This window comes from Methylobacterium sp. CCH5-D2 (assembly GCF_001556475.1).
Lineage (GTDB): Bacteria > Pseudomonadota > Alphaproteobacteria > Rhizobiales > Beijerinckiaceae > Methylobacterium > Methylobacterium hispanicum.
Genome location: NZ_LSIX01001057.1, coordinates 1 through 3154, shown reverse-complemented (window position 1 = coordinate 3154; position 3154 = coordinate 1). Strand labels below are relative to the sequence as shown.

2 protein-coding genes are annotated in these 3154 nt (G+C 75.5%); one reads left to right on the top strand and one right to left on the bottom strand.

All coding sequences use genetic code 11. From position 1 onward, the window contains the following. Nucleotides 1–107: 107 nt before the first annotated feature. Complete coding sequence (locus AX737_RS28705; protein WP_066927305.1) at nucleotides 108–836, bottom strand: DUF3750 domain-containing protein; 729 nt, start codon at nucleotides 834–836, stop codon at nucleotides 108–110. A gap of 145 nt (nucleotides 837–981) precedes the next feature. Here AX737_RS28705 and AX737_RS28700 point away from each other — a divergent pair. Continuing rightward, nucleotides 982–3154, top strand: a 2173-nt coding sequence (locus AX737_RS28700) for a glycosyltransferase (protein ID WP_156454024.1), incomplete at its 3' end; no start/stop codon positions are given.

Sequence of the window (3154 nt, the reverse complement as noted above, 5' to 3'; positions counted from 1 at the left end):
ACCCCTCACCCCAACCCTCTCCCTATGGGAGAGGGGGCACGGCGCGGTTCACCGCGTGCGGCCGAACCGATCAACCAGCGGGCGTCCGGGGCAGGGGCGGCCCCGGTTCAGAACCCGACGCGGCCGAGCGCCGGCAGCTTCACCGCCGGGCGGCGCAGGTCGAGCCCCGCCACGGCGCCGAGGATGTTCAGCTCCACCCCCTCCACCCAGCCGAGGGTGAGGCCGAGATAGCCGCCGAGATTGAGCCGCAGGCCGGTGCGGGAGGGCGTGGTGCCGAACCAGCGCCCGTCGTAGGGAAAGTCCTTGCCGATGGCGGTGGCCGGCAGGCCGGCCCGGATCCCGGGGACCGCCGCCATCACGGCGGCCACGAAGGTGTTCGAGTTCGGGCCCGGCCAGACCGTGTAGTCGCCGGGCGCGGCGTAGCGGTAGCCCGCGATCACCGCGCGGATGCGCGGGATCGCCGCCGCGGCCTCCGCGCCATCGAGGCCGACCACGGTCTCGGGCACGCTGCCGAACCAGCGCCCGTCCGGCACGAAGCGGTCCACCCAGATCGGCCGGCCCCAGGCGGTGTAGTCGAAGCGGCTGTAGGTGCCCGCGCCCTCCTCCTTCACCACGATCCAGGCATGGGTCGCCAGGATTCCGCGCCAGCTCACCGTGCGGGCCGAGAAGACCCGAACCAGTGCCGGACGGTGCGCGCGCGGCTCGGGCAGGAGGCCGGCGCTGGAGCGGTCGGCCGCGCGCCAGTCGCCGCGCGCGCGGGCGGCGTAGAGCAGGGCCGAGATGCCGATGGGCAGGAGATAGAGGAGGACGAGCGCGAGAACGGCGATCCTGAGCACGCGGGGGACCTGAGCCAGACGGGGAGCTTCGCGGATATGGTGCCGGCTCGCCCGCGTCGCGAGGGCGGCGTTTCGCGCGCAGATCGGAACCGTTATGAGGAGCGGCGCCCGGCCGGGACGCCGAGGGGTTGGAGCCGCGCGGATCTTGGATCTTCTCAAGCAGCTGAAGCGGCTGGGCACGGATGGCACGCGCTGGCTGCGCCGCCCCTCCGGCCCGGTCGCATGGTTCACCCCCTTCGACGGCGGCGTCGCGGTGGCGCTCGAACCGGGCGTTGCGCCGGACGCCGTGCGGATCGCCGCGCGGACGGGTGAGGCGCCCGAGCGCCCGGTCGAGGGCGTGCAGGTGTTCGCCGAGCCGGGGGCGACGCTCCTCGTCGCGCCGCTCGCGGCCGACGGGGCCGGCTCCTGCACCCTGAGCGTCGAGGTCGGCGGCCGGACGCGGCGGCAGCGCTTCACCCTGGGGCCCGGCCTCTACGCCGGCCGGATCGCGGGCGTGCGCGATCACGGCCTGGAGGGCTGGGTCTCGCCGCTCTTCCCCTGCGACGTGCCGCGGGTGCAACTCGTGATCGACGGCGAGGCCGGGGAGCCGGTCGTGCTCGACCGCTTCCGGCGCTTCCTGATGCCGGGCGGGCAGGGTGGCTGGAACGGCTTCCGCCTGCCGCTGCCGCCGCGCGTGCTCGACGGCAGCGAGCACCGGCTCGGCGTGCGCGCGGGCGAGACCCTGCTCGATCTCGGGCCCTGGCGGGCGCGGCCGAAATTCCACATCGAGACGGCGGGGCCGGACGGCCTCTCCGGCTGGTATTTCGACCGCTCCGCCGACGACGCGCCGACGACGCTGCGCATCGTCACGGACGGGATCACCCGCGCCAGCACCACCACGCACGCGCGCGCCGACCTCCGGGCCGCCTTCGGGCGCGACTGGGCGAGCTTCGCCTTCGAGGAGCCGGTCGAGCCCGGCAGCCTGCTGGTGGCGGGACCCGAGGGCAGCGGCCGGGTCGTCGGCCGGGTCGGCAGCGACCGCCTCGGCCGGGTGGCCGCAGAGCGGGCGGAGGCGCGCGCCGCGCTCCTCGGTCCGGACGGGCGCGGCTCCGAGCGGCCCGCCCTCAGCCTCGCGCGGCGCCAAGCCGTCCGGGCGCGGATCCACGATGTCGAGCGCCGGAGGCCGGACGCGGCGATCGCCTTCCAGCCCGGGGCCGCGGCGACCGCGGCCTACGGGCCCGGGGAGGTCGTGCGCCCCACCGTGCAGCCGCCGCCGGTCTGCGCGATCGTGCCCGTCTACGACGGGCTCGCCGACCTCAGGCTCTGCCTCGCCGCGCTGCTGCCGCAGCTCGGCGTCCGGCGGGTGCGCGCGATCGTCATCGACGACGCCTCGCCGGACCCGGAGGTGGGGCGCTATCTCGCCGAGCTCGAGTCCCGGCGCTACCCGGGCCTGACCATCGCGCGCAACCCGAAGAACCTCGGCTTCATCGCCACCGTGAACCGGGGTCTCGCCATGCTGGCCCGCGGCGAGGACGCGCTGCTCTTGAACGCCGACACGGTCCTGCCGCCGGGCGCGGTCGAGCGCCTCGCCCGGCACTGCCACGTGCGGCCCGGCATCGCCTCGGTGACGCCGATGTCGAACACCGCGACGATCCTGAGCTTCCCGAGCACGACCGCGCGCAACGCGAGCCCCCTCGGCCTCGACGCCGCCGCCCTCGACGCCGCCTTCGCGGGGAACGCCGCGGAGCCCGTCGAGGTGCCGACCGGTGTCGGGTTCTGCATGCACCTCAATCGCGCGGCGCTCGACGAGGTCGGCCCCTTCTCCCTCGACTGGGGCCGCGGCTACTGCGAGGAGGTCGAGTGGTGCCTGACCGCGAGCGACCTCGGCTGGGTCCACCTCGCGGCGACCGACACCTTCGTGATGCACGAGGGCTCGGTCTCCTTCACCCCCGCGGCGCGGCTGGCGCTTCTCGCCGTCAACCACGCCCGGCTGGAGGCGCTCTACCCGGACTACGTTCCCGAGCTCGAGGCCTTCACCCGCGCCGACCCGCTGGAACCGTTGCGCGAGGCGGTGCTGCTGCGGCTGCTCGCCGGCCGCTTCGCGCGCCTGACGCTCCACCTCACCCACGGCTTCGGCGGGGGCACGGAGCGCTTCATCGCCGACCTCTGCGCGCTGCCGCGCGCGCCCGAGCATGAGGTCGCGGTGCTCCGCCCGATCGACACCGACGGGGAAGACCGGCGCCTGGAACTGAGCCTCGACCGGGCCGGCGTGAGCCTGACGCTGCGGGAGGGGCGCGTCGAATCGTTCCTCGCCGGGCTGGAAGGGCAGGGCGCGGCGG